General features: G+C 70.6%; 21 protein-coding genes. 15 read left to right on the forward strand and 6 right to left on the reverse strand.

Features of this window, described 5'->3' with window-relative positions:
* Positions 1 to 18: 18 nt before the first annotated feature.
* The 3 genes from ACH4YP_RS05440 to ACH4YP_RS05450 all read right to left on the reverse strand — a co-directional run bounded on the left by ACH4YP_RS05440 (position 19) and on the right by ACH4YP_RS05450 (position 4407).
* Positions 19 to 1368: a DUF418 domain-containing protein gene (locus ACH4YP_RS05440; RefSeq protein ID WP_398489512.1), complete on the reverse strand. Its 1350-nt coding sequence runs from the start codon at positions 1366 to 1368 to the stop codon at positions 19 to 21.
* Positions 1369 to 1549: 181 nt separating this feature from the next.
* Positions 1550 to 3127: a ricin-type beta-trefoil lectin domain protein gene (locus tag ACH4YP_RS05445; RefSeq protein WP_398489514.1), complete on the reverse strand. Its 1578-nt coding sequence runs from the start codon at positions 3125 to 3127 to the stop codon at positions 1550 to 1552.
* A gap of 380 nt (positions 3128 to 3507) precedes the next feature.
* Positions 3508 to 4407: an RNA polymerase sigma factor SigF gene (locus tag ACH4YP_RS05450; RefSeq protein WP_361054111.1), complete on the reverse strand. Its 900-nt coding sequence runs from the start codon at positions 4405 to 4407 to the stop codon at positions 3508 to 3510.
* Between the two features lie 249 nt (positions 4408 to 4656).
* On the opposite strand from ACH4YP_RS05450, the gene ACH4YP_RS05455 reads away from it, so the two are divergent.
* The 6 genes from ACH4YP_RS05455 to ACH4YP_RS05480 all read left to right on the forward strand — a co-directional run bounded on the left by ACH4YP_RS05455 (position 4657) and on the right by ACH4YP_RS05480 (position 10364).
* Positions 4657 to 5076, forward strand: coding sequence for an STAS domain-containing protein (locus ACH4YP_RS05455; protein WP_361053919.1), 420 nt, complete (start codon positions 4657 to 4659; stop codon positions 5074 to 5076).
* 280 nt (positions 5077 to 5356) lie between these two features.
* Positions 5357 to 5860: an ATP-binding protein gene (locus ACH4YP_RS05460; protein ID WP_361053922.1), complete on the forward strand. Its 504-nt coding sequence runs from the start codon at positions 5357 to 5359 to the stop codon at positions 5858 to 5860.
* Positions 5861 to 6180: 320 nt separating this feature from the next.
* Positions 6181 to 6876, forward strand: a complete 696-nt coding sequence (locus ACH4YP_RS05465; RefSeq protein WP_398490005.1) for an LPXTG cell wall anchor domain-containing protein — start codon at positions 6181 to 6183, stop codon at positions 6874 to 6876.
* A gap of 34 nt (positions 6877 to 6910) precedes the next feature.
* Positions 6911 to 7828 (forward strand): hypothetical protein, encoded by a 918-nt coding sequence (locus ACH4YP_RS05470; RefSeq protein ID WP_398489516.1) that lies wholly within the window; start codon positions 6911 to 6913, stop codon positions 7826 to 7828.
* Complete coding sequence (locus tag ACH4YP_RS05475; RefSeq protein WP_398489518.1) at positions 7825 to 9009, forward strand: neocarzinostatin apoprotein domain-containing protein; 1185 nt, start codon at positions 7825 to 7827, stop codon at positions 9007 to 9009. The genes ACH4YP_RS05470 and ACH4YP_RS05475 overlap by 4 nt, the downstream gene beginning before the upstream one ends.
* A 77-nt stretch (positions 9010 to 9086) precedes the next feature.
* Positions 9087 to 10364, forward strand: coding sequence for a hypothetical protein (locus ACH4YP_RS05480; RefSeq protein ID WP_398490006.1), 1278 nt, complete (start codon positions 9087 to 9089; stop codon positions 10362 to 10364).
* A gap of 100 nt (positions 10365 to 10464) precedes the next feature.
* Here the strand turns inward: ACH4YP_RS05480 and ACH4YP_RS05485 are convergent, their stop codons facing one another.
* Positions 10465 to 11961: an oligopeptide:H+ symporter gene (locus ACH4YP_RS05485; RefSeq protein ID WP_398489520.1), complete on the reverse strand. Its 1497-nt coding sequence runs from the start codon at positions 11959 to 11961 to the stop codon at positions 10465 to 10467.
* A 501-nt stretch (positions 11962 to 12462) separates the two neighbouring features.
* On the opposite strand from ACH4YP_RS05485, the gene ACH4YP_RS05490 reads away from it, so the two are divergent.
* Entirely contained in the window at positions 12463 to 13140 is a 678-nt protein-coding gene (locus ACH4YP_RS05490; RefSeq protein ID WP_055614806.1) for a response regulator transcription factor, read from the forward strand.
* 163 nt (positions 13141 to 13303) lie between these two features.
* Positions 13304 to 14575 (forward strand): ATP-binding protein, encoded by a 1272-nt coding sequence (locus ACH4YP_RS05495; RefSeq protein WP_361053935.1) that lies wholly within the window; start codon positions 13304 to 13306, stop codon positions 14573 to 14575.
* A 20-nt stretch (positions 14576 to 14595) separates the two neighbouring features.
* Here the strand turns inward: ACH4YP_RS05495 and ACH4YP_RS05500 are convergent, their stop codons facing one another.
* Positions 14596 to 15192 carry a GtrA family protein gene (locus ACH4YP_RS05500; RefSeq protein WP_398489522.1) on the reverse strand — a complete coding sequence of 199 codons (597 nt, stop codon included), beginning with the start codon at positions 15190 to 15192 and terminating at the stop codon, positions 14596 to 14598.
* A 142-nt stretch (positions 15193 to 15334) separates the two neighbouring features.
* Here ACH4YP_RS05500 and ACH4YP_RS05505 point away from each other — a divergent pair, with 142 nt between their 5' ends.
* The 3 genes from ACH4YP_RS05505 to ACH4YP_RS05515 are packed head-to-tail and all read left to right on the forward strand — an operon-like array spanning position 15335 to position 18290.
* Positions 15335 to 16558, forward strand: a complete 1224-nt coding sequence (locus ACH4YP_RS05505) for a 5-(carboxyamino)imidazole ribonucleotide synthase (protein WP_398489524.1) — start codon at positions 15335 to 15337, stop codon at positions 16556 to 16558.
* On the forward strand, positions 16555 to 17097 hold the full coding sequence (purE, locus tag ACH4YP_RS05510; protein WP_398489526.1) for a 5-(carboxyamino)imidazole ribonucleotide mutase: 543 nt from the start codon (positions 16555 to 16557) through the stop codon (positions 17095 to 17097). The genes ACH4YP_RS05505 and purE overlap by 4 nt, the downstream gene beginning before the upstream one ends.
* Before the next feature lie 5 nt (positions 17098 to 17102).
* Positions 17103 to 18290: a dipeptidase gene (locus ACH4YP_RS05515; RefSeq protein WP_361053946.1), complete on the forward strand. Its 1188-nt coding sequence runs from the start codon at positions 17103 to 17105 to the stop codon at positions 18288 to 18290.
* A gap of 30 nt (positions 18291 to 18320) precedes the next feature.
* Here the strand turns inward: ACH4YP_RS05515 and ACH4YP_RS05520 are convergent, their stop codons facing one another.
* Positions 18321 to 19511: a methyltransferase domain-containing protein gene (locus ACH4YP_RS05520; RefSeq protein ID WP_398489528.1), complete on the reverse strand. Its 1191-nt coding sequence runs from the start codon at positions 19509 to 19511 to the stop codon at positions 18321 to 18323.
* A gap of 90 nt (positions 19512 to 19601) precedes the next feature.
* Here ACH4YP_RS05520 and ACH4YP_RS05525 point away from each other — a divergent pair, with 90 nt between their 5' ends.
* The 4 genes from ACH4YP_RS05525 to groL all read left to right on the forward strand — a co-directional run bounded on the left by ACH4YP_RS05525 (position 19602) and on the right by groL (position 23647).
* On the forward strand, positions 19602 to 20507 hold the full coding sequence (locus ACH4YP_RS05525) for a polysaccharide deacetylase family protein (RefSeq protein ID WP_361053952.1): 906 nt from the start codon (positions 19602 to 19604) through the stop codon (positions 20505 to 20507).
* On the forward strand, positions 20504 to 21277 hold the full coding sequence (locus tag ACH4YP_RS05530; protein ID WP_398489530.1) for a polysaccharide deacetylase family protein: 774 nt from the start codon (positions 20504 to 20506) through the stop codon (positions 21275 to 21277). Before ACH4YP_RS05525 ends, ACH4YP_RS05530 begins: the two co-directional genes overlap by 4 nt.
* Before the next feature lie 296 nt (positions 21278 to 21573).
* Positions 21574 to 21882, forward strand: coding sequence for a co-chaperone GroES (gene groES / locus ACH4YP_RS05535; protein WP_015035628.1), 309 nt, complete (start codon positions 21574 to 21576; stop codon positions 21880 to 21882).
* A 139-nt stretch (positions 21883 to 22021) separates the two neighbouring features.
* Positions 22022 to 23647 carry a chaperonin GroEL gene (gene groL, locus ACH4YP_RS05540; protein WP_361053957.1) on the forward strand — a complete coding sequence of 542 codons (1626 nt, stop codon included), beginning with the start codon at positions 22022 to 22024 and terminating at the stop codon, positions 23645 to 23647.
* Positions 23648 to 23784 lie beyond the last annotated feature (137 nt).

Here is a 23784-nt window from a genome sequence, read left to right on the forward strand (position 1 = left end):
CCCGGGCGGGCCGATCACTCAGCCCGCCTTGGCCCGCGCCCCGTACATCAGCCGCCGCAGTACCGCCTCGGCCGGGCCCCGGCGCCCCGCGCGCTCCAGGGCGTACGCCCCCGCCACCGTGAGCAGCCAGACGCCGAACGCGAAGAGTGCCATGGTCCAGCTGGACAGGTGTTCGCCGAGGCCGAGCCCCCAGGCGGCCAGTGCGGGCGCGAAGAGCAGCGAGTGCGCGAGATAGCAGGACAGGGACCGCTTGCCGACCGCCGACACCGCCGTGACGACCGTGGCGCCAACCCCAACCCCAACCCCAACCCCAACCCCAACACCCGTACCCGCCCCGGCCCTCGCAGCCGTGCCCTGACTCGCGCCCGCCTCCACGCGTGCCCCGCGACCGCTCCACCAACGCACGAAGAGCGCGACGGCCGCGACGTAACCGAGTCCGGCGGCGTTGCCGGTGACGTCCCGGAGCAGGGTGAGCGCGCCCTCCTCGCTCTGTGCGTCGGCCGGTACGTCCAGGGCGCCGACGTGGGCGAGTGCGGCGGGCAGCGCGCCGAGCCAGCCGATCGTGACGCCGATGACGGCTGTGCGGCGCAACAGGGTCCGATGGTTCCCGGGCTCCTCCAGGACGCGGCGGCGGGCCGCCCAGAAGCCGAGCAGGAAGACGACGTATCCGCCGCCGACCAGTGCCAGCGCGGAGGCCAGGAACGTGACGAACAGCCCGGTCTCCAGCCGGGTCCCGGCCGCCGTGAGCCAGTTCCCCTCCTGTGCGGCGTACGCCAGGAAGCCGGGCTCCGCGCCCGCGTCCCCGAGCGTGCCCAACTCGCCCCGGAGCAGGGCCGATACGACGGGCTGGGCCGCGAAGAACACGAGCAGCACGGCACCGACGCAGATCCACCGCTTCAGCGCGCGTTCGCTCCGCCGCAGGAAGACCAGACCGAGTACGAGGCTCAGCACTCCGTAGTAGCCGACGATGTCGCCCGCCATCAGCAGGGTGGAGTGCAGGAGCCCGATGACGATCAGCCACAGACTGCGCCTGCGCAGGATCCCGGCGGCGCCCCGCTCGGAGTTTCCTGCCGCGGTCTGCCGGAGGAAGAGCTGCATCATCCCGTAGCCGAAGAGGAACGCGAAGAGCGGATAGACCCGCAGGTCCAGCACGATGATCATGGTGAACTGCACGGCGTGGTCGAGCCATGAACCGTCCGAGGGCTGCCAGCCCGAGGGGCCGCGCCGGGCCGCCCAGAGGTGGAAGGCGGTGTTGGACAGCACGATGAGCAACAGCATGATCCCGCGTGCGAGGTCGGGTGCGAGCGCCCGTTCCTCGGCCCGCACGCCCCCGCGCCGCACCGGCGTCTCTTCGCTCGTGGTCGTCATGCCCTCAAGTTAGGAAGGGCGTGACCCGGGCGATATCGGTCGGCGGTCCAGCGACGTACGACCAAGGGATGAGACTGAGTCTGGGGACCGCGACCAAAGTCGCCGCGGAACGTCCCGTCGCTGCGAAACGCCCTCGGCCAGGCCCCGGCGAGCAACCCCGGCCCGGCGCCCGCCCAGATGCTCAGGCCGGCCCCGCCCCCGCCCGCCACAGCTGCTCCGGCCGCCCCGTGTCCGGGGCCAGGTCCAGGCCGTCGTCGCCGTACGGAGTCAGCGTGTGGTCCGGGGCGACGGCCGGGCGGACGGCGCCGTCGGCGGACACCGCGAACCGCAGGTTCACGGCGTTGCGGCCGCCGAGCGAGTCGCACTCCCAGATGCCCACGCCGTCGTCGGTCGCGCCGCGGCTGTCCAGACAGAAGTCGGGGTCCGCGTACGACTGCAGCGCGCCCCGGTCGGTGTCGACGCGCCAGCGCTGGGTGCCGGACGAGGAACAGGGGGCCGTGACGACGTCCGTGCCCTTCTCCATGTCGCCGTCCAGGATGTCCAGACAGCGGCCGGTGGAGCGGTTCACGACCTGGGCGTAACCGCCGTTCGGAGGCGGCGCCGGGGCGGACGCCGGGTGGGACGGGCTCGGGGACGCCGGCTTCGACGGGCGCGAACTCCTCGTCGGGGACGGGGAATCGGTGCCGCCCGTGGGGGAGGCGGACGGTGCCGTCGGGACCGTGGCCGTCACCGTGACGGCCGGCGGAGGCACCACGGTCCCCGCGCTTCCCGCCGTGTCGGACGCTGAGCCGCCCGAGAAGAGGAGGAAGAACAGCAGCGGGGCCAGGGCGACCCCGAGCGCCGCGGAGGCCAGCACGAGGCGGCGGGAGGGCGGCCAGGCCCTCAGGGAACCCCAAGTGGCCGACTCCGTCCGCACGGTGGCGCGCGAGCGGGCCACCGCGCCCGTGCCGTACGCCGTGCCGCCCCACGGCAGCAGGCCCTCGGCCAGGCCCGTGTGCGGGTCGTCCCGCAGCGCGGACAACTCCTCGTACGCGGTGGCGCAGTGCGCGCACTCGGCCATGTGGGCGCGCAGATCCGTGCTGTGGCGGGGGCTGTCGGGGCGTACCGACTCCTCGATCAGGCGGCGGAAGTCCTGGCAGCGCGGATCGCCGGAGGCGGCGAGATGGCTCTTCAGGAAGGACGCGCGCAGGGCCTGGACCGCCGGCTCCGTCCCGTACGTCACGTCCTCGCGGGTGAGTCCCAGCAGGCCCGCCGTGTTCTCCTCGGGCTCCCGCTCCACGATCCCGTACCAGGCGAGGCCCTGGACCCGGGAGGGGAGCGACCGGAACGCGTCGAGCAGCGGCGGCGTCGGGCCCTCGGGACCGGCCGTGCGCAGCCGCGCGAGCAGTCCGGGGTCGAGCCGGCCGGCCCGTTCGTCCCCGGCCCAGGTGACGGCCACCCGCCCCGCCAGCAGCAGGAGTTGGTGCCGCCAGGGGCCGCCCGGGTCGGAGCCGCGCGCGGTCTCCTGGGCCGCCAGGGCGAACGCCCGGTCCGTCAGCTGCCGCGCCGCGGAGTCGACGGTGGTGCACAGGCGGGCGTACGCGAGGACCGCCGGCCGATGGCGCACGCGCAGTTCGCGCAGTGCCGCGTACGCGGTCCTGGTGTCCGCGCGCAGCAGCTCGGTGAGCCGCGCGTCGGCAGCGCCCGCGTGCACGCCACCCCCGCCTTCGCCCCGGCTCCCGGCGTCATCGCCGGTCCCCTGCCCCTCGCCCCGAACCATGCACGTGCCTCCCTGCGCCTCCGCGCCTCACCCGCCGGACAACTGACATACCAGCCAGTTTGGCGGGTGACCATAGTGATGGAAGGCGACCAGTGAGGAAAGGGGTTCCCGCGGGTAACTCGGGGACCGCGAGGGCCTGAACCCGGGCGATCCGAGGGCCTGGACCCGAGCGGCCAGAGGGCACGGACCCGCGCGATCCGCCGCCCGGAAACCGCATGCCCCGCGGACCGGAAGCCGCGTCCCCCCTGGACAACGCACTCGGGGCCGGGCCGGATCATCCGGCCCGGCCCCGAGCGCACATCTACGCGCCCTGTGTGCCGGTACGACCTCACACCCTCTGCGGTGGTGCGGTGGTGCGGTGGTCGCGGCGAGGGCGACCGTCACTCCTCGACGGTCAGGCCCCTGCGCAGCCGTACCAGCGTCCGCGAGAGCAGTCGCGAGACGTGCATCTGCGAGATGCCCAGTTCGTCACCGATCTCGGACTGGGTCATGTTGGCGACGAACCGCAGGGACAGGATCTGCCGGTCGCGCGGCGGGAGTTCGGCGATCAGCGGCTTCAACGACTCGACGTACTCGATGCCTTCGAGCCCGTGGTCCTCGTAGCCGATCCGGTCCGCCAGCGCGCCCTCGGAGTCGTCCTCCTCGGGCTGGGCGTCGAGCGAGCTGGCCGTGTAGGCGTTGGACGCCGCCATGCCCTCGACGACCTCGTCGTTCGACAGCCCCAGACGCTCCGCCAGCTCTCCCACCGTCGGAGCGCGGTCCAGTTGCTGCGCGAGTTCGTCGCCCGCCTTGGCCAGGTCGAGGCGGAGTTCCTGCAGTCGGCGGGGTACCCGCACGGACCATGAGGTGTCGCGGAAGAAGCGCTTGATCTCGCCGACGATGGTCGGCATCGCGAAGGTCGGGAACTCGACGCCACGGCTGAGCTCGAACCGGTCGATCGCCTTGATCAGGCCGATCGTGCCGACCTGGATGATGTCCTCCATCGGCTCACTGCGGGAGCGGAACCGGGAGGCGGCGAACTTCACCAGGGCGAGATTGAGTTCGACCAGGGTGTTGCGTACGTACGAGTAGTCGTACGTACCTTCTTCCAGCGACTCCAGCCGCTCGAAGAGGGTCTTGGACAGGGCCCGTGCGTCCACTGGCCCGACCTCGTCAAAAGGCGGGATCTCCGGAAGTCCGGCGAGGCCGACGTTCTCGTCGGCGGACTCGTCTTCCAGTCGTTCCAGAGGGGGTGTCGACGTCGCCCTCTGGGACTGCGATGCGTCGAGCCGGGGTGACATGGTGTCCTCCATCGTTCTCGGCATATGGCTGCCGATGCCAATACGTGCACTGCGGTGTGCGGCGCCTCCAAAGCCGGCCGTGTCGAAAACTGTCTCTACTAGCCCTACCCGCTTTCGCGACTCTCTCGCAAGTGTGTTTCATAGTGAAATGTCCGTTTCTTGGCGGTTGTTCGGGTGTTGAAGAGTGCAGGGAAGGCGTAGGGTTCGAGGGCGTATCAACAGCCACGACGGTCGGAAGAGAGACACGGCATGGACCGCGGGACGGTCGGCAGCGCACAGTCGGGCCGGCTTCTGGTCGAGGTGCGGGAAGAGGGCGCCAGCGCCGTCGTGACCCCGGCCGGTGAGTTGGATCACCATACGGCGGATCTACTGCGCGAACCGATCGAGGATTGCCTCGACCGCGGGTTCGCGCGGCTCGTCGTGGACTGCTCCCGGCTGGAGTTCTGCGACTCCACGGGGCTGAACGTACTGCTCGGCGCCCGGCTGAAGGCCGAGGCCGCGGGCGGCGGGGTCCATCTGGCGGGCATGCTGCCGGTGGTGTCCCGGGTCTTCGAGATCACCGGGGCGGAAGCCGTCTTCACCCTCCACGACACGCTCGAAGAGGCTCTGAGCGATCCCGGATCCAACGGGTCCGAGGCCGGAAAACCTGAGCCCGACCCGGGCGACTAGTCGCCGCGAGGCGCTCCTCTGAGGCAAAGTTATGCCTCGGTTGTGTCCGTGTGATCAGCGCGTTACCAGAGTCACAGCATCCATGCCGAATAAGTGGGTGTTCTGACGGTTCGGTCGGGCAGGAGACACCCTGAATATGTCAACAGACCGAACGGCAAGCGCGCGGCAGTCACCGGACGACTCCCGGATCCAGAGTGTCCCTGAGCTTTCCGAATGTCCTGAATGTGCTGAGTACTGAGTCTTGAATCGTGAACTGGTGAATCGGTGAGGTGAAGCGCTGATGAGCACCACCCGGCCTTACCCGCCGGGCGACCGCGGCCCGGAACCGGGTGACGGCGGCGCTTCCGGGTCGCCTCCGGGCGGCACGCCCGTCGTGCGTCGGGCCCGTCGGCTGAACTTCGACGGCGCGAGCGGGGTCGTCCCGCTCGCCCGCGACTTCGCCCGCCAGGCGTTGTACGAGTGGGGCTGGCTGCCCGCGGCCACCGCCGACCAGCGGGCCGCGGCCGAGGACGTTCTGCTGGTCGTCTCCGAGTTGGTCACGAACGCCTGTCTGCACGCCGAGGGCCCGGACGAGCTCTCGATCGCCTGCGAGAACAAGGTGCTCCGTGTCGAGGTCTCCGACCGGGGGTCGGGTCAGCCCGCCCCGCGCACGCCGCACCGGGCCGGCCGGCCCGGTGGCCACGGGATGTTCATCGTGCAGCGGCTGTGCCTGGACTGGGGCGTGATCCGTTCGGCCGGGGTCGCGGGCAAGACGGTCTGGGCGGAGCTCGGGGCGCCGGCGTAGCCGTTCCGCCGGGTTTGGCGTTGCCGGCCGGGTGCGTGCCCTGTGCGGGTGCGCCGTGGCTTGTCGCGCCCCGCGGTCAAGCCGCACATGTCACCGCCCCGCGCCTCTTCGGGGCGCCTGTGTCCAGGTCCCTCCGGGGGTTACCCGTGGTTCAGGCTTTTCCCCTTCCCTCACTTGATGCGCGTCGGATCCCCACGGATCCGGCGCGCACTTTGTCTTCCCTCGGCAAGGCCCCGGGCGTACCTTGACGGCCGATCTGATGTGCCGTCAGGAACGCCATCAGGAAAGCCTTCAGGAACGAGGGGACCGTGTCATACCGGATGTACCCGAAACGAACCGCCGCGCTCGCGTCCGCCGCGGCCCTGGCCGGCTCGGCGGTGCTGATGGCCGCCCCCGCTGCCCGGGCCGACGTGGTGGACGTCAACTACCAGTGCAAGACACCCATCGGTGACAAGTCGGCCGTCTCGCCCATCGACATCAAGGGCGTCAAGAGCGGCAGCGGCTACCAGATCACGATGACCTTCGAGAAGGGCGTCTCGTCCAGCCCCGTGGACCTGGGCAAGGGCGCGATGAACCCGAGCGCGGTCATCAAACTGGGCGGCGCCGACACCGGCACCCTGGCGGTCAAGGGGCCCGCCAACCCGGAGACCGTGCCCGCCAACACCCCGATCAAGATCACCGACCTCACGGGTACGTACACCCCGAAGAAGACCGGCAAGGTCACCTTCACGCCGGGTGTGCTGACCATCAAGGCCCTCGGTACGACGACCACGTGCACGCCCTCCAACGCGCCGAAGGTCTCGCTGACCCTGGACGTCACCGCGGCCGGCGGCGGCACGACGGGCACGACCGGGACGACGGGCTCCTCGCAGGACGCCCCCGCGGGCGGCGAGGAACTCCCGCAGACCGGCCCCGAGGACTCCGCGATCGCCCTCGGCACGCTCGGCGGCACGGTGCTGCTTGCGGGCGCGGCCGGAGTGCTGTGGCTGACCCGGAGGAACCAGGCCCACCGCTGACCCGCACGTCCCGCTTCTGGTTTCGGAGCCGCCGATGCCGTTCGTACCGTCCGCCGCCCGTGTGCTCTGTCTCGCCGCCGTCGTACTTCTGGCCGTCGCTCCCACCGCCGCGGCCGACGGCGGCTGGTCCGTCGTGCCGTCGGCAGGCGGGCGGGACGCACGGCCGTACTTCTACGCGGAGGGCGTGCCCGGCACGGTCCTGCGGGACACGGTGTCGGTGCTGAACCCGGGCGGGAAGCCGCTCACCGTACGGCTCCGGGGAGCGGACGCCGACAACACGAGGAACGGCGGATTCTCCGTGCGGACCAGGGCGACGGACACCGGTGCCTGGATCACCTTCGCCGAGCGGACGGTGCGGATCCCGGCCCGTACCCGCGCGGACGTGCCGTTCACCGTGAGCGTCCCGGCGGGCGCCACGCCCGGCGACCACCCCGGCGCGATCGTCGCGAGCGCCACCGGCCGGACCTCGGCCGTACGCGTCCAGCTGCGGGTGGCGGGCCCGACCCTCGCCGCGCTCACCGTCGAGCACGTACGGGTCACCGGTGGGCGCATCTCGTACGAACTGGTCAACCGCGGCACCACCGTGCTGACCCCGAGACTCGCCGTACGCGCCGAGGGGCTCTTCGGCGAGGTGCTGGACCGGGCCCCGCGCACCCTGCCCGTCGAACTGCTCCCCGGCCGCCGCGTCAAGCTCACCGAACCCTGGCCCCACCCGCCCGCGATCGACTCCGTGGACGTCGAGGTCACGGTCACGGCGGCGGGCGGGGCGCACGACGAGGCGGGCGCGTCGGCGCGGTTCGTGCCGTGGGGAACGGTGGCGGGCACGGCGATCGGGCTCGCGATGTGTGCGGCCGGCGGCCACTGGTTCGTACGACGTCGTGGGCGGCCTCGGGAGACACCGGACGCCGGACAGCCGCGTACGGAAGTCGAGTTGACGGGAGCGGTGACGTGAGCGCGAGAAGAGGGGTGCGGATTCCGGCGGTTGTCGTGGTGCTCGCGCTTGTTCTGTTCCCCATGGCCGGGGCGACCGCCTCGGCGGCCGAGAAGCCGGCGGTCAAGCTCTCCAAGTCCCAGGCGGGGACGGGCGGTTCGATCACCGTGAGCGGTACGGGGTGGCGGCCGAACGCGCTGCTCATGATGCTGATCTGCGGGCAGTCCTCGACCGACCGGGGCGTGATCGGCGGGACCAACTCCTGTGCCAACGCGGACGGCCGGGCCGTCACGACCGACGCGAAGGGCGCCTTCAGCAAGAAGCTGCCGGTCGCCGAGCCGCCCAAGCCGTGCCCCTGCGTGGTGCACGTCGCGACGGTCACCGGGGAGAAGGCGGAGGCGGACGCCCCGTTCCTGGTAGCCGGACACGACGTGGAGCCGCTGCCCAAGCAGGACAGCGGCGGACGGCTCTCGGTGCTCACCGACACCCGGCTCGACGGGTCGAGCGGCCTGCTCGCCTGGTTCGGTGCGCCGCCGTCCCGCAAGCTCGTCTTCACCGTCGGCAACGTCGGCACCAGCGCCGTCAAGAACCCCGTCTTCCAAGTCGGCACCTCCCACGGCGTGTTCGCCCCGCAGTGGGAGGAACAACAGTGGCGCGGCACCATCGGGCCCGGCGAGAAGGAACGGATCACCCTGCCGGTCGAGCTGACCACAGGCGCGCACGGCAACTACACGGTCTCGCTCAAGTTCGGCGGCAAGGTGCTCGCCGAACAGCCGTGGGGCGTGGGGCGGCCCTGGGGCGTGACGCTCTTCTGGATCCTGGTCTGTGTCGTCGTACCGGCCGCGCTCTTCCGGATCGGGATGGCCGTGGTCGACCGGATGCGGCCGAGCGGATCCGCCGGCCGTGCCGGGCGCTTCGGCGCGGGCCGGAGCGGGCGTGCGGGGCGTCCCGGCCGCGGTGCGCACGGTGTGCGGCGCGGCGGTCTCCGGCTGCCCGAAGTCACCCTGCGCATGCCGAAGTCGATCCTCACGCCGGCCTCCCCGGAGTCCGAGGCCGACACCACGACAGGTACGCCGTCGCGTACGAACCCGACCCTGCCCTGGTTCACCCCGGACACGGATCCGGGGGCGGCTGAGGCCGATCAGCTCTCCGCACCGCACGAGAACAGTCCGACGACCCCCACCACGAAGGGAAACACGTGAGCACGCAACGGAGAGTCCGGCCGGGGCCGACGCGGCCCAGAGGCAGCCGGAGAGCGGGCGCGGCCGGGGTCGCGATGATGCTCGGCGGTGCGGGAGTCCTGCTGGGCGTGGCCGCGGCGCCGGCCCAGGCCGCCGAGGTGTCCTACGCGACCGACTGCGTACCGCCTCCGGCCGCCGGGCTGCCGACGGTCAAGGGCACCACCAAGGTGGAGGTCACCGCGCCGGCCACGGCGAAGGTCGGTGACGAGGTCGAGGTGGTCTGGAAGTTCACCCAGGCCGCGTCGAAGAACCCCGACCTCATCGACCTGCCCGCCAACTCGGTCCAGCCGTCCGGCACCCTCAAGGCGGCCGGCGCGCAGGCCGCGTCCATCGCGATGCAGGGGCCGCGCGAGAACCCGGCGATTCCCAAGGGCGGGGCGATGGTCCTGTCCGACATGAAGGGAAAACTGAAACTGACCACGGCGGGCGAGGTGACGCTGACGCCGGACGCGTACGCCATCAACGCCTTCTCGACGGACACGAAGTGCACGCCGACGGAGGCGGTGAAGCCCGCGGCGACGATCAACGTCACGGCGGGGGAGGGGACTCCGCCTCCCGGGTCACCCGGTCCCACCGATCCCACGGATCCCGCCAGCCCGCCGCCGACGAGCGACGAGCCGACCCCGACCCCGACCGAGAGCGAGACCGGGGGCGGCGGGGAGACCGACTTCACGGGCAAGGAGGTCAAGATCCCCTACGCGTGCAAGACGCCGATCGGCGACAAGAACGCGACCTCTCCCGTGCAGATCAACGCCAAGAAGGACGGCGGGAGTTACGACCTCACCGTCAAGTTCAAGGGGTCCGTGATGGACAGCCCCGCCGACATCCCGGCGGACTCGGTCAAGCCGTCGATGGAGGTCGCGTTGGGCGGTGCCGACACGGGCACGGTCCATGTCGAGGGGCCGACGAACGCCGAGGCGATCAAGTCCGGGGATCCGATGGTGATCTCCGACATGACCGGCACGTACAAGCCGGGCGCCGACGGGGAGTCGACGCTCTCGCCGGGTGTGCTGACGGTGAAGGCGCTCGGGACGACCACGGTGTGCACGCCGGAGACGAACGTGGTGTCGTTGACGCTGGACACGTCGGCCCAGCCGGGGGGTGCCGCCGGTGGGAGTGGCTCCGCCGGTGGGACCGGGACGTCGGGTTCCGGTGGGTCCGGTGACTCCGGCGGAGGGCTGGCCGACACGGGTGCCGATGACAGTGGAGGGCTGCGGGCGCTCGGGCTCGTCGCCGGGACCGCGATCCTGCTCGGCGGGGCCGTGTTCACGTTCATGCCTCGGAGGCATGGGCACGCTTCGCGTCGAACGCCGTAGGGGTTGAGCGTCGCGGGGAACTGCGGGCCCGTTGTGGCCGATCGCGCAGTTCCCCGCGCCCCTGAAAGACTGCGCAGTTCCCCGCGCCCCTAACAACCCGTCAACGGACGTCGCCCATCAGTGACTTGACCTTGTTGCGGTACATGTGGACCGCGACGCCGGCGATGACGGCGAGGGTGGCTTCCAGGGTGACCACGCCCATGCCGTTGAGGTCGACGCCCGCGATGGAGAGCAGGCCCGTGGTGGCGTCGCCGGCGGTGACGGCGAGGAACCAGACGCCCATCATCTGGGAGGCGTACTTTGCGGGGGCCATCTTCGTGGTGACGGAGAGGCCGACCGGGGAGATGGTCAGCTCGCCGACGGTCTGCACGAAGTAGATGGCGACCAGCCACATCGCGGCGGCCTTGTGACCGCCCTCGGCGATCGACAGGGGAGCCAGGAAGAGGAAGAACGACGCGCCGACCAGGACCAGACCCGAGGAGAACTTCACGATCGTGCTCGGCTCCCTGCCGGCGCGGTTCAGCGCCAGCCAGGCCCAGGCGAAGACCGGGGCCAGGGCCATGATCAGCACCGGGTTCACCGACTGGTACCAGGAGACCGGGAACTCCCAGCCGAACACGGTGTTCTCGGCCGACGACTCGGCGAAGATCGACAGCGTGGAGCCGCCCTGGTCGTAGATCATCCAGAAGACGGCCGCGGCGACGAAGAACCAGATGTACGCGGACATCTTCGACTGCTCGACACGGTCCAGGGACTTGTCCCGCTTGATACGGGCGATGACCCAGACCGGGATGACCAGGCCGAGGACGGTCAGCGGAACCAGGATCCAGTTCAGCGTGTAGTGACCGGAGAAGCCGACGGCGGAGTAGAAGACCGCGGCGACGGCCAGCCACAGCAGACCCTTGCGCAGCGTCGAGGCCTTCTCCGCGGCGGACAGCGGCGTCGGGACGACGTCGGAGCGCGTGTCGAGGTGACGGCGGCCGAGCAGGAACTGGGCCAGGCCCAGCGCCATGCCGAGCGCGGCCAGCGCGAAGCCCAGGTGCCAGTTGACGTTCTCGCCGATGGTGCCGATGACCAGCGGCGCGGCGAACGCGCCGAGGTTGATGCCGATGTAGAAGACGGTGAAGCCGCCGTCACGGCGCGGGTCGTCCGGGCCGTCGTAGAGATGGCCGACCATCGTCGAGATGTTGGCCTTCAGCAGCCCCGAGCCGATCGCGACGAGGCCGAGACCGGCGTAGAACGTGCCGGACGACGGCAGCGCCAGCGTCAGATGGCCGAGCATGATCACCAGGCCGGCGACGGCGACGGTCCTGCGGGGGCCGAGCACGCGGTCCGCGAACCAGCCGCCGGGGAGGGCGAGCAGGTACACGAGGGACAGGTACACCGAGTAGATCGCGGTCGCGGCGGTCGCGCTCAGGTGCAGGCCGCCGGGGGCGACCAGGTACAGCGGGAGGAGTGCCCGCATGCCGTAGTAGGAGAAACGCTCCCACATCTCGGTCATGAAGAGAGTGGCCAGTCCGCGGGGGTGGTCGAAGAAGGTCTTCTCGGAACCGGGGGTGCCCGGAGAGACCGAGTCCTTCGTCAGGCTGGACGCCATGGTCGTTCCTTGCTGGTCGGGACGCGCTGCAGAGCGTCGCGCGCCCGGTGGGGGAGGCGGCCGGCACCGGCGGGGAAGGCCGTCCCGCCCCACGCCCACGGGGAGTCCGCTCAAGGTCCTCGGAGCGGTGGACGGCGACCACCGGGATCCACGCCCCGCACGCGTCCTCGCGCCCGGGGCCCGGCCACAGGTCATTCCATTCGAGGCTGGTAGACACCAGCCCGCACACAAAAGAGACCTTCGGCGTCAAGCTCCCGCCAAAGGTCCCCGCGTGGTGCTACAGGCGTCTGGTCACCATAAGGCCCCATGGCATGGCATTGCCGCATATGACATGACTTGAGAGATGGATCACAGGTATGGATGGAACTATGCGCCTGAATCGAAGGCCGTTCATAGATTTACACCCCTAACCCACAGGGTTGCACCTTCCGCGCGGCGCGGGCGAATCACAGGTGTCGATCACCCTGTCTGCACTGGTCCGCGGCGGACTACCATCAGTTCATGACCCGAGTACTGCTCGCCGAGGACGACGCGTCCATCTCGGAACCCCTGGCCCGCGCCCTGCGCCGGGAGGGGTACGAGGTTGAGGTACGCGAGGACGGCCCCACCGCGCTCGACGCCGGCATCCAGGGCGGCATCGACCTGTGTGTGCTCGACCTCGGGCTGCCCGGCATGGACGGCCTGGAGGTGGCCCGGCGGCTGCGCGCCGAGGGGCACACCGTGCCGATCCTCATCCTGACCGCGCGCGCCGACGAGGTGGACACGGTCGTCGGCCTGGACGCCGGCGCCGACGACTACGTCACCAAGCCGTTCCGCCTCGCCGAACTGCTGGCCCGCGTCCGGGCCCTGCTGCGGCGCGGCGCGGCCGAGCCCCAGCAGCCGCCCGCCACGCACGGGGTGCGCATCGACGTCGAGTCGCACCGGGCCTGGATGGGCGAGGAGGAGCTCCAGCTCACCGCCAAGGAGTTCGACCTGCTGCGGGTTCTCGTCCGGGACGCCGGGCGGGTCGTCACGCGTGACCAGCTCATGCGCGAGGTGTGGGACACCACCTGGTGGTCGTCCACGAAGACCCTCGACATGCACATCTCGTGGCTGCGGAAGAAGCTGGGCGACGACGCCGCGAATCCGCGGTACATCGCGACGGTACGAGGCGTCGGGTTCCGCTTCGAGAAGAGCTAGGCCGTCACCGCCGGGCCGCGTGTCATCGCCGTCGTGACGGTCGGTGAACGCGCGGGCCGCGGGCCGGGTGTGGCTGGTCGCGCAGTTCCTCGCGCCCCTGAGGGGCGCGGCCCCGAGGGGGCGTGCCCCCAGCCCTGAATGGATCAGTTGCCCGGAGGGACCTGTGCGTCGCCGTCTCATCAGTTCCACCCTGGCCGTCGTGCTGGTCGTGGTCGCCGTGTTCGGGGTCTCGCTCGTCATCGTCGAGACCCGCACGATCAGCGACAGCGCCCAGGAGCGCGTGGAGACCGAGGCGGTGCGGCTGGCGAGCATCGTCGACAGCCGCATCCTCGGTGACGAGAAGATCAGCGCGAGGATCCTCAAGGACCAGGTCGCCGACGACCGGTACGCCCGCATCGAGATCCCGGGCCGCGCCGCCATCCACATCGGCACCAAGCCCACGGGGGACGTCACCACCTCCAGCCGTGAGGGCGAGGAGGGCGAGACGGTCACGGTCCAGGAGCCCCGTTCCGCGGTCACCCGGGAGATCGGCCGTACGCTCCTGCTCATCGCGGCGGTCGCCCTGCTCGCGGTGATCGCCGCCGTGCTCCTCGCGGTACGCCAGGCCAACCGGCTCGCCTCCCCGCTGACCGACCTCGCGGAGACCGCCGAGCGGCTCGGGTCCGGGGATCCGCGGCCGCGCCACAAGCGCTACGGAGTCCCGGAGCTGGACCGCGTCGCGGACGTCCTGGACGGCTCCGCCGAGCGCATCGCCCGCATGCTGACCGCCGAGCGGCGCCTCGCGGCCGACGCCTCGCACCAGCTGCGTACGCCGCTGACCGCGCTGTCCATGCGCCTGGAGGAGATCACCCTCACCGACGACCCGGACATCGTGAAGGAGGAGGCGACCATCGCGCTGGGCCAGGTCGAGCGCCTCACGGACGTGGTCGAACGGCTCCTGACGAACTCCCGGGACCCGCGCAACGGCTCCGCCGTCACCTTCGACCTGGACGAGGTCATCAAGCAGCAGCTCGCCGAGTGGCGCCCGGCCTACCGCAACGCGGGCCGCGCGATCGTCAACTCGGGCAAGCACCGTCTGCAGGCCGTCGGGACGCCCGGAGCCGTGGCCCAGGTCCTCGCCGCGCTGATCGAGAACTCGCTGATGCACGGTGGCGGCACGGTCGCCCTGCGCACACGCGTCGTCGGCAACCAGGCTGTGATCGAAGTCACCGACGAGGGGCCCGGCGTGCCGGCCGATCTCGGTGCCCGGATCTTCGAGCGGGCCATCAGTGGCCGCAACTCCACGGGGATCGGGCTCGCCGTCGCCCGTGACCTCGCGGAGGCCGACGGAGGGCGCCTGGAGATGCTCCAGGCCCAGCCTCCGGTGTTCGGGCTGTTCCTGTCGCGTACGCCGCTCAAACGGCCGCAGGACGGCGAGGAGCAGACGGTTCGCTGAAAGTCGGCCCGAAAAGATCCCTAGCGCACGCGCTGGACCTGGCGGAACTCGCGGGTCGGGCGGTCCTCGCCCTCCAGGTACGCCTGGCGCTCCTGGTCGAGGTAGGGCTCCGGGTTCTCCAGGAACGATTCCGCGCTGGCCACGGCCTCACGCGCCGGAGCGGCCCGGAAGACCCAGGTGCGGTAGGACCAGAAGCGGAAGAGCGTCGCGATCCCGATGCCGACGAACTTGAAGACGTTGCTGGCGAGGGGGCTGTCCAGCCCGAGCCCGTACGTGGCGGCGTAGAGGAAGCCGTTCTCGATGACGAGGCCGATCGCGCTGAACAGCGCGAACAGCATCAGCTCCTTCGTGCGGCCGCTCTTGTCGCGATCGCGGTACGTGAAGTACCGGAAACCGATGTAGTTCGAGACGATCGCGACGACCGTGGCGATCACACTGGCCCGCACGACCTGCAGATCCGTGGTACTGCGGACGAGGTTGAAGGCGATCAGGTTGACCAGCAGACCGGCCCCGCCGACCGCGCCGAACTTGGCGACCTCCCTGGTCAGCCGGTCGATCCGCATGCGGACAGCACTGGGCGGCCTGGCATGAGCCCTGCGTTTACCACCTTTGCCCATGGTGTCGCCCAGCCCCCGTCTCGTCGGATACGTCAATTTCGTCAACCTTCGTCGACTCCGCCATGCTAACCAGCGGTTCCCTTCGGTGCCCGGCTTGGACTCGAATATGTGGCCGGGATGTGATGAACATGCGGAACTTCCGATGATCATGCGTGCGACAGGGGTGCCCCGGTACGGCCGATACCCTGGGGGCGTGACGTTCCCGGTAGTCGGCATGGTCGGCGGGGGGCAGCTCGCTCGTATGACACACGAGGCGGGCATCCCGCTCGGCATCAAATTCAAGCTCCTCAGTGACACCCCCCAGGAGTCCGCGGCGCAGGTGGTCGGTGATGTCGTCATCGGCGACCACCGCGATCTCGACACGCTGCGGGCCTTCGCGCGGGGCTGCGACGTGATCACTTTCGATCACGAACACGTACCCACCGAGCATCTGCGTGCCCTGGAGGCGGACGGCATTCCCGTGCGCCCGGGGCCCGACGCGCTCGTACACGCCCAGGACAAGGGCGTGATGCGCGCGAAGCTCGACGAGATCGGCGTGCCGTGCCCGCGGCACCGGATCGTGAGCGATCCGGCCGACGTGGCGGCGTTCGCGGCGGAGGGGCTTTCTGAGGGAGTCGAGGGCGACGGCTTCCCGGTCGTCCTCAAGACCGTCCGCGGCGGCTACGACGGCAAGGGCGTGTGGGTCGTGCGGTCCGCGGCGGACGCCGAGGACCCCTTCCGGGCCGGCGTCCCGGTCCTCGCCGAGGAGAAGGTCGACTTCGTCCGGGAGCTGGCCGCCAACGTCGTACGGTCGCCGCACGGCCAGGCCGTCGCCTACCCCGTCGTCGAGTCCCGGCAGGTCGACGGCGTCTGCGACACGGTGATCGCGCCCGCGCCCGGCATCTCCGACGAGCTCGCGCTGCGCGCCGAGGAGCTGGCCCTGCGCATCGCGAAGGAACTCGGCGTGGTCGGCCACCTCGCCGTGGAGCTCTTCGAGACCCGTGGACCCGACGGGAAAAACGGCATCCTCGTGAACGAGCTGGCCATGCGCCCGCACAACTCCGGCCACTGGACCCAGGACGGCGCGATCACCTCCCAGTTCGCCAACCACGTCCGCGCGGTCCTGGACCTGCCCCTCGGCGATCCGCGCCCGCGCGCGAAGTGGACGGTCATGGTGAACGTCCTGGGGGGCGACTACCCCGACATGTACTCCGCGTACCTGCACTGCATGGCCCGCGACCCCCAGCTCAAGATCCACATGTACGGCAAGGACGTGAAGCCCGGCCGCAAGGTGGGCCACGTCAACACCTACGGCGCCGACCTGGACGACGTCCTGGACCGCGCCCGCCACGCAGCCGCCTACCTGAGAGGCACGATCACCGAATGACCACGTCCGCAGATTCGCCCGTAGTCGGCATCGTCATGGGTTCGGACTCCGACTGGCCCGTCATGGAAGCGGCCGCGCAGGCCCTCGACGAGTTCGAGATCGCGTACGAGGTCGACGTGGTCTCCGCGCACCGGATGCCGCGCGAGATGATCGCGTACGGCGAGGAGGCGGCCGGGCGCGGCCTCAAGGTGATCATCGCGGGCGCGGGCGGAGCGGCCCATCTGCCGGGCATGCTCGCCTCGGTGAGCCCGCTGCCGGTGATCGGCGTCCCGGTGCCGCTGAAGTACCTCGACGGCATGGACTCGCTGCTCTCCATCGTGCAGATGCCGGCCGGCGTCCCGGTCGCCACGGTCTCGGTCGGCGGCGCGCGCAACGCGGGCCTGCTGGCCGCCCGCATCCTCGCCACGCAGGACGCCGAACTCCTCGGCCGGATGCGCGAGTTCCAGCAGGAACTCAACGACCAGGCCACAGAGAAGGGCAAGCGCCTGCGCTCCAAGGTCGAGACCGGCGCGGGCAACGGCTTCGGATTCGGGAAGTGACCGGCGTGCCTACTGAGGACTCCCTGGACCGCGCCCGCGCCCTGCTCGCCGACCACCCCGTCGTCGACGGCCACAACGACCTCCCCTGGGCGCTGCGCGAGCAGGTCCGCTACGACCTCGACGCCCGTGACATCGCCGTCGACCAGAGTGCCCATCTGCACACGGACCTGGCACGGCTGCGCGCGGGCGGTGTCGGCGCGCAGTTCTGGTCGGTGTACGTGCGCTCCGACCTGCCCGGCGCGGTGACGGCGACGCTCGAACAGATCGACTGCGTACGGCAGTTGATCGCGCGCTACCCCGCCGACCTGCGCGCCGCGCTGACGGCCGCCGACATGGAGACGGCCCGCGGCGAGGGCCGTATCGCCTCGCTGATGGGTGCCGAGGGCGGTCACTCGATCGACAACTCCCTCGCCACCCTGCGCGGGTTGTACGAGCTGGGGGTCCGCTACATGACCCTCACCCACAACGACAACATCGCGTGGGCGGACTCGGCGACGGACAAGCCGTCCGTCGGCGGCCTGTCGCCCTTCGGCCACGAGGTCGTACGGGAGATGAACCGCCTGGGCATGCTCGTGGACCTCTCCCACGTGGCCGCCACGACGATGCGGGACGCGCTGGACACGTCCGTCGCGCCGGTGATCTTCTCCCACTCGTCCTCGCGCGCGATCTGCGACCACCCGCGCAACATCCCGGACGACGTGCTGGAGCGCCTGCCCGCCAACGGCGGTGTGGCGATGGTGACTTTCGTGCCGAAGTTCGTCCTCCAGGCCGCCGTCGACTGGACGGAGGCCGCCGACGAGAACATGCGCGAGCAGGGCTTCCACCACCTCGACACGACCACCGAGGCGATGAAGGTCCACCGCCTCTTCGAGGAGTCCAACCCCCGCCCCGTCGCGACCGTCCCGACGGTCGCCGACCACCTCGACCACATGCGCGAGGTCGCGGGCGTCGACCACATCGGCATCGGCGGCGACTACGACGGCACGGCGTTCACGCCCGACGGCCTCGGCGACGTCTCCGGCTACCCGAACCTCATCGCGGAACTCCTGGACCGCGGCTGGTCGTCCACCGACCTCGCCAAGCTGACCTGGCAGAACGCGGTCCGGGTGCTGGGCGCCGCGGAGGACGTGGCCCGCGACGAGCAGTCCCGCAGGGGCCCGTCGAACGCGACCCTGGATCAACTGGACGGCTAGCTACGGCGGTTGTCGGATGGTCAGAAGCGGTTACGCGGGTGCGGGGTGCCCCAGCAGCATGGTCGGGGCGCCCTTCACCCGGGTCAGGAACACGGTCGCCGAGTTGGGCCCCTGCGGCTTCACCTTGCGCCGCAGCTCCTCCGGCTCGACGGCCGAGCCACGCTTCTTGACGGTGAGGACACCGACCCCGCGTTCCCGCAGCAGCGCCTTCAACTTCTTCACGCCGAAGGGGAGTTGGTCGGTGATCTCGTAAGCGGTGGCGTAGGGCGTGGCCTTCAGCGAGTCCGCGGTGACGTAGGCGATGGTCTCGTCGACCAGCCCGCCGCCGTCCAGCTCCTCGGCGACCTCCGCGACCAGATGCGCCCGGACGACGGCTCCGTCGGGCTCGTACAAGTACCGCCCCAGAGGCCGCACTTGGGGATCGGGCAGCCCCCGGCCGACGAGGGTCCGCGGCCCGGGCAGCAGAGTCGCGCGTACGGACCCGGCCTCGCCCGTGCCGAACCACAGCACGGCCTCCTTCACGTCCCCGGAGTCCGAGATCCACTCGGCCCCGGCCTCGGCGGGGACGGTCTCGTGCGGAATCCCGGGCGCGATCTTCAGCGCGGCGAGCGGCGCTTCGAGAGCGGTCCGCACGGCCCACGACAGCGGCGGCGAATAGGCCTCGGGATCGAAGACGCGCCCACGCCCGCCCCGCCGCGCCGGATCCACGAACACGGCGTCGTACGCGGCCGTCTCGACCTCCGTGACATCCGCCTCGCGCACCTCGAAGAGCTCGCCGAGCCCGAGCGCCTCGGCGTTCGCCCGCGCCACGGCCGCCGTCAGCGGGTCCCGGTCGACGGCGAGCACCCGGATCCCGGCCCGGGCGAGCGCGATCGCGTCACCGCCGATCCCGCAGCACAGATCCGCCACGGACCGCACGCCGAGCTCCTGGAAACGCCGGGCCCGGTACGCGGCGACGCTCGCCCGGGTCGACTGCTCCACCCCGTTCGGCGTGAAGTACATCCGCCCCGCGTCCGCCGCGCCGAACTTCGCCACGGCCCGCTGCCGCAACCGCGCCTGCCCGAGCGCCGCCGACACGAGCCCGACAGGATGCTCCCGCCGCAGCCGGGTGGCGACGGCCAGCTCCTGGGCGGGTTCGGTGTCCCGCACCTCGTCGAGCAGGGCACGCCCTCGGTCGGTGAGCAGGGCGGCGAATGAGGAGAGGGGATCGAGGTCGTTCACCGACCCATTGTGGGCCAGTCGGTGGACGGCAAGGTCCGGACGGCGGTGTCGACGCCTGGTGAGGGGTCTGACCTGTGAGTATCCGGACCTATGCGACTTGTGCGACAAAATTATAGAAACCTCTCACGCACCGCAGTCACGCTACTGACCGTCACCGCCCTCGCGGCCGGCTGCGCTGAAGCAACCCCCACCACTGTCAAGCCCGCCCCAGGCCAGCAACTCCTGAAGGCCCCACCGGCCCGAGCCATGGACACGTACGCCACCAAGCTGCGCCAGGAGCAGCGCGCCCGCGCCACCGCGGCGAAGAAGTGGGGGCTGGCCAAGCCCCCACTGCCCGCACCCCCCGCTCCCGGCAAGAAGCCCGACATCAGCACCCGCAAGGGCTTCGAGGTGGACGACCACGAGGGCCTGCCGCCCGTCTTCACCACGATTCCCACCAAGGACAAGGTCGTCTTCCTCACGATCGACGACGGCGCCGAGAAGGACCCGGCGTTCCTGCGGATGATGAGCGAGCTGAAGGTCCCGTACACGGCCTTCCTGAGCGACTACCTGGTCAAAGATGACTACGGCTACTTCAAGCAGATGCGGGACAAGGGCGTGGTCCTGAACAACCACACCCTCAACCACCGCTATATGCCGAACCTTTCCTACGAACGGCAGAAGAGCGAGATCTGCGGCATGCAGGACGTGATCGAGAAGCGCTACGGCAAGCGCCCGGCCCTCTTCCGCCCGCCCTTCGGCAACTACAACGAGGACACCCTGCGCGCGGCCAGGGCCTGCGGCATCAAGGCGGCCCCGCTGTGGAACGAGGAGGTCTTCGTCGACCGCTGGGACTACCGCGAGTTGGACCGGGACCTCCACCCCGGCGACATCGTTCTCAGCCACTTCCGCGGCAAGGAGCATTGGAAGGGCACGATGCCGGACATGGTCCGACGGTTCCTGAAGCTGGTCACGGACAAGGGGTACGCGGTGGCACGCATCGAGGACTACCTGTGAGGAAGCGGCCGGCCGCCGCCGCGGCACTGCTCGCGGGCCTGGTCTGCCTGGCCGGCTGCGCCCAGTCCGTGGACCCCATCGAGCGGCTGGGCAAGAAGGCCGCGCAGAAGGTACGCACGTACGGCCCCACCGAGGACCCGTACCGCCGCTGGGGTCTGACCGCTCCGCTGGCCCCGGCGCCGAAGCCGCCCGACCGGCGGCCCTCCGCCCGCACCGCGGGACCGGGCCTGCCGCCCGTCGTCGACCGCGTCCGCACCCGCGACCGGGTCGTCTTCCTGACCTTCGACGACGGCGCCGAGAAGGACCCGCAGTTCGTCGACATGGTCCGTGAACTGCGGCTGCCGGTCACGATGTTCCTCACGGACAGTGTCGTCGGGCCGGGGTACGCCCACTTCGGCAGGCTCCGCGCGGTCGGCGCGACCGTACAGAACCACACGCTCGACCACCCGTACCTGCCGGGACTCCCGTACGCCGGCCAGCGCGCCGAGATCTGCGGCCAGCAGGAGAAGCTCAAGCAGCGCTTCGGCATCCGCCCCCGGCTCTTCCGCCCGCCCTACGACGACTACAACACCGACACCCTGCGCGCGGCCGCCGACTGCGGACTGTCCGCCATCGTCCTCTGGCGCGACCCCGACCACCTCGCCCCGGGCGACATCCTGCACTGCCCGGAAGGCGAGAACGGCACGACTCTCACCGACGCGACGACCACCATGCTGAAGCGCATCCAGGGGGAGGGGTTCACGGTGGCGCGGCTGGAGGATTACCTGTAGCCCTCAGCCCGTCCGGCGTTTGAGGACGAGGCCGTTCAGGCCGAAAGGGGGGTCTGGGGGCGCAGCCCCCAGGGGCGTTCACCCCTGGCACCGGGCGCCGAACACCCCCTGACCGCCGGAGGTAATTGGCACTCCGCTTGACCGAGTGCTAATCGCAGTCATAGTCTCAGGCCTGGCACTCACCGCAGGAGAGTGCCAATAGCGACGGGCAGGTCCGGCACCCGCGACGACGGATCCACCTGGTCGCCACCTCAGACAGTTAACCCCGTGAGATCTCCGAAGGGGGAGGTCGGATCGTGACGACCACCAGCTCCAAGGTTGCCATCAAGCCGCTCGAGGACCGCATTGTGGTCCAGCCGCTCGACGCCGAGCAGACCACGGCCTCTGGCCTGGTCATCCCGGACACCGCCAAGGAGAAGCCCCAGGAGGGCGTCGTCCTGGCCGTGGGCCCGGGCCGCTTCGAGAACGGCGAGCGTCTTCCGCTCGACGTCAAGACCGGCGATGTCGTGCTGTACAGCAAGTACGGCGGCACCGAGGTGAAGTACAACGGCGAGGAGTACCTCGTCCTCTCGGCTCGCGACGTGCTCGCGATCGTCGAGAAGTAGTTCACCCGGCACCACCAGCATTCCCGGCATTACCAGCATTGCAGTGAACTGCGCCCCTGGCCCCCGCGACCTTATGAAGCCGGGCGTCGGGGGCGCGGTTCGTTTCACCCACGTTTTCCGAGAGGGCTGAACCGCTCCCATGGCGAAGATCCTGAAGTTCGACGAGGACGCCCGTCGCGCCCTCGAGCGCGGCGTCAACAAGCTTGCCGACACGGTCAAGGTGACGATCGGCCCCAAGGGCCGCAACGTCGTCATCGACAAGAAGTTCGGCGCACCCACCATCACCAACGACGGTGTCACGATCGCCCGCGAGGTCGAGCTCGACGACCCGTACGAGAACCTCGGCGCCCAGCTGGTGAAGGAGGTGGCGACCAAGACCAACGACATCGCGGGTGACGGTACGACCACCGCCACCGTGCTGGCCCAGGCGCTCGTCCGCGAGGGCCTGAAGAACGTCGCCGCCGGCGCGTCCCCCGCCCTCCTGAAGAAGGGCATCGACGCGGCCGTCGCCGCGGTCTCCGAGGAGCTCCTCGCGACCGCGCGCCCGATCGACGAGAAGTCCGACATCGCCGCCGTCGCCGGTCTGTCCGCCCAGGACAGCCAGGTCGGCGAGCTCATCGCCGAGGCGATGGACAAGGTCGGCAAGGACGGTGTCATCACCGTCGAGGAGTCCAACACCTTCGGTCTGGAGCTGGACTTCACCGAGGGCATGGCCTTCGACAAGGGCTACCTGTCGCCGTACTTCGTGACGGACCAGGAGCGCATGGAAGCCGTCCTGGACGACCCGTACATCCTGATCCACCAGGGCAAGATCTCCTCCATCCAGGACATGCTGCCGCTGCTGGAGAAGGTCATCCAGACCAACGCCTCCAAGCCGCTGCTGATCATCGCCGAGGACGTCGAGGGCGAGGCCCTGTCGACCCTGGTCGTGAACAAGATCCGCGGCACGTTCAACGCCGTCGCCGTGAAGGCCCCCGGCTTCGGTGACCGCCGCAAGGCGATGCTCGGTGACATGGCCGCGCTTACCGGCGCCGAGGTCATCGCCGAGGAGGTCGGCCTCAAGCTCGACCAGGTCGGCCTCGACGTGCTGGGCACCGCCCGCCGCGTCACCATCTCGAAGGACGACACGGTCATCGTCGACGGCGGTGGCGACACCGGCGCCGTGGCCGGCCGTGTCAACCAGATCAAGGCCGAGATCGAGAACACCGACTCCGACTGGGACCGCGAGAAGCTCCAGGAGCGCCTCGCGAAGCTGGCCGGCGGCGTGTGCGTCATCAAGGTCGGCGCCGCCACCGAGGTGGAGCTCAAGGAGAAGAAGCACCGTCTGGAGGACGCCATCTCCGCGACCCGCGCCGCGGTCGAGGAGGGCATCGTCTCCGGTGGTGGCTCCGCGCTCGTCCACGCCGTGAAGGTCCTCGAGGGCAACCTCGGCAAGACCGGCGACGAGGCCACCGGTGTGGCCGTCGTCCGCAAGGCCGCCGTCGAGCCGCTGCGCTGGATCGCCGAGAACGCCGGCCTGGAGGGTTACGTCATCACCTCCAAGGTCGCCGAGCTCGACAAGGGCCAGGGCTTCAACGCCGCGACCGGCGAGTACGGCGACCTGGTCAAGGCCGGCGTCATCGACCCGGTCAAGGTCACCCGCTCCGCCCTGGAGAACGCCGCCTCCATCGCCTCCCTGCTCCTCACGACCGAGACCCTGGTCGTCGAGAAGCCGGCCGAGGAAGAGGGCGACGCGGGCCACGGCGGTCACGGCCACTCCCACTAGGCACGAGCCCACTGGGCGTAAGCCGCTTTCGGGCAGCCCGAAGGGGCGTACGTCCCTGTAGGCGCCCGGCGAAGGCCCGGTACCCCGTGTCGAGGGGTGCCGGGCCTTCGTGCTGTCGTCGCCGCGGCCCGGCGCGG

This window comes from Streptomyces sp. NPDC020747 (assembly GCF_044334695.1).
GTDB lineage: Bacteria > Actinomycetota > Actinomycetes > Streptomycetales > Streptomycetaceae > Streptomyces.